General features: G+C 51.2%; 1 rRNA gene. It reads left to right on the forward strand.

Annotated elements, in window-relative coordinates:
* Positions 1-56 precede the first annotated feature (56 nt).
* Positions 57-2,978, forward strand: a 23S ribosomal RNA gene (locus V7S50_RS33875).
* Positions 2,979-2,986 lie beyond the last annotated feature (8 nt).

Raw genomic sequence — 2,986 nt, forward strand, 5'->3', positions numbered from 1 at the left:
GTATGTTCTTTGAAAACTAGATAACAGTGTAGCTCATATTTTTTAATTTTTAGTTTGGTTAAGTTAGAAAGGGCGCACGGTGGATGCCTTGACACTAGGAGTCGATGAAGGACGGGACTAACGCCGATATGCTTCGGGGAGCTGTAAGTAAGCTTTGATCCGAAGATTTCCGAATGGGGAAACCCACCATACGTAATGGTATGGTATCCTTATCTGAATACATAGGGTAAGGAAGACAGACCCAGGGAACTGAAACATCTAAGTACCTGGAGGAAGAGAAAGCAAATGCGATTTCCTGAGTAGCGGCGAGCGAAACGGAACATAGCCCAAACCAAGAGGCTTGCCTCTTGGGGTTGTAGGACATTCTATACGGAGTTACAAAGGAACGAGGTAGACGAAGCGACCTGGAAAGGTCCGTCGTAGAGGGTAACAACCCCGTAGTCGAAACTTCGTTCTCTCTTGAATGTATCCTGAGTACGGCGGAACACGTGAAATTCCGTCGGAATCTGGGAGGACCATCTCCCAAGGCTAAATACTCCCTAGTGATCGATAGTGAACCAGTACCGTGAGGGAAAGGTGAAAAGCACCCCGGAAGGGGAGTGAAAGAGATCCTGAAACCGTGTGCCTACAAATAGTCAGAGCCCGTTAATGGGTGATGGCGTGCCTTTTGTAGAATGAACCGGCGAGTTACGATCCCGTGCGAGGTTAAGCTGAAGAGGCGGAGCCGCAGCGAAAGCGAGTCTGAATAGGGCGTTTAGTACGTGGTCGTAGACCCGAAACCAGGTGATCTACCCATGTCCAGGGTGAAGTTCAGGTAACACTGAATGGAGGCCCGAACCCACGCACGTTGAAAAGTGCGGGGATGAGGTGTGGGTAGCGGAGAAATTCCAATCGAACCTGGAGATAGCTGGTTCTCCCCGAAATAGCTTTAGGGCTAGCCTTAAGTGTAAGAGTCTTGGAGGTAGAGCACTGATTGGACTAGGGGTCCTCATCGGATTACCGAATTCAGTCAAACTCCGAATGCCAATGACTTATCCTTAGGAGTCAGACTGCGAGTGATAAGATCCGTAGTCAAAAGGGAAACAGCCCAGACCGCCAGCTAAGGTCCCAAAGTGTGTATTAAGTGGAAAAGGATGTGGAGTTGCTTAGACAACTAGGATGTTGGCTTAGAAGCAGCCACCATTTAAAGAGTGCGTAATAGCTCACTAGTCGAGTGACTCTGCGCCGAAAATGTACCGGGGCTAAATACACCACCGAAGCTGCGGATTGATACCAATGGTATCAGTGGTAGGGGAGCGTTCTAAGGACAGTGAAGTCAGACCGTAAGGACTGGTGGAGTGCTTAGAAGTGAGAATGCCGGTATGAGTAGCGAAAGACGGGTGAGAATCCCGTCCACCGAATGCCTAAGGTTTCCTGAGGAAGGCTCGTCCGCTCAGGGTTAGTCAGGACCTAAGCCGAGGCCGACAGGCGTAGGCGATGGACAACAGGTTGATATTCCTGTACCACCTCTTTATCGTTTGAGCAATGGAGGGACGCAGAAGGATAGAAGAAGCGTGCGATTGGTTGTGCACGTCCAAGCAGTTAGGCTGATAAGTAGGCAAATCCGCTTATCGTGAAGGCTGAGCTGTGATGGGGAAGCTCCTTATGGAGCGAAGTCTTTGATTCCCCGCTGCCAAGAAAAGCTTCTAGCGAGATAAAAGGTGCCTGTACCGCAAACCGACACAGGTAGGCGAGGAGAGAATCCTAAGGTGTGCGAGAGAACTCTGGTTAAGGAACTCGGCAAAATGACCCCGTAACTTCGGGAGAAGGGGTGCTTTCTTAACGGAAAGCCGCAGTGAATAGGCCCAAGCGACTGTTTAGCAAAAACACAGCTCTCTGCGAAGCCGTAAGGCGAAGTATAGGGGGTGACACCTGCCCGGTGCTGGAAGGTTAAGGAGAGGGGTTAGCGTAAGCGAAGCTCTGAACTGAAGCCCCAGTAAACGGCGGCCGTAACTATAACGGTCCTAAGGTAGCGAAATTCCTTGTCGGGTAAGTTCCGACCCGCACGAAAGGTGTAACGATTTGGGCACTGTCTCAACCAGAGACTCGGTGAAATTATAGTACCTGTGAAGATGCAGGTTACCCGCGACAGGACGGAAAGACCCCGTGGAGCTTTACTGTAGCCTGATATTGAATTTTGGTACAGTTTGTACAGGATAGGCGGGAGCCTTTGAAGCCGGAGCGCTAGCTTCGGTGGAGGCGCTGGTGGGATACCGCCCTGACTGTATTGAAATTCTAACCTACGGGTCTTATCGACCCGGGAGACAGTGTCAGGTGGGCAGTTTGACTGGGGCGGTCGCCTCCTAAAGTGTAACGGAGGCGCCCAAAGGTTCCCTCAGAATGGTTGGAAATCATTCGTAGAGTGCAAAGGCATAAGGGAGCTTGACTGCGAGACCTACAAGTCGAGCAGGGACGAAAGTCGGGCTTAGTGATCCGGTGGTTCCGCATGGAAGGGCCATCGCTCAACGGATAAAAGCTACCCCGGGGATAACAGGCTTATCTCCCCCAAGAGTCCACATCGACGGGGAGGTTTGGCACCTCGATGTCGGCTCATCGCATCCTGGGGCTGTAGTCGGTCCCAAGGGTTGGGCTGTTCGCCCATTAAAGCGGTACGCGAGCTGGGTTCAGAACGTCGTGAGACAGTTCGGTCCCTATCCGTCGTGGGCGTAGGAAATTTGAGAGGAGCTGTCCTTAGTACGAGAGGACCGGGATGGACGCACCGCTGGTGTACCAGTTGTTCTGCCAAGGGCATAGCTGGGTAGCTATGTGCGGAAGGGATAAGTGCTGAAAGCATCTAAGCATGAAGCCCCCCTCAAGATGAGATTTCCCATAGCGTAAGCTAGTAAGATCCCTGAAAGATGATCAGGTTGATAGGTTCGAGGTGGAAGCATGGTGACATGTGGAGCTGACGAATACTAATAGATCGAGGACTTAACCATATAATATG

Source organism: Bacillus sp. CCNWLW194, from assembly GCF_037120585.1.
Classification (GTDB): Bacteria; Bacillota; Bacilli; order Bacillales; family Bacillaceae_G; genus Bacillus_A; species Bacillus_A basilensis.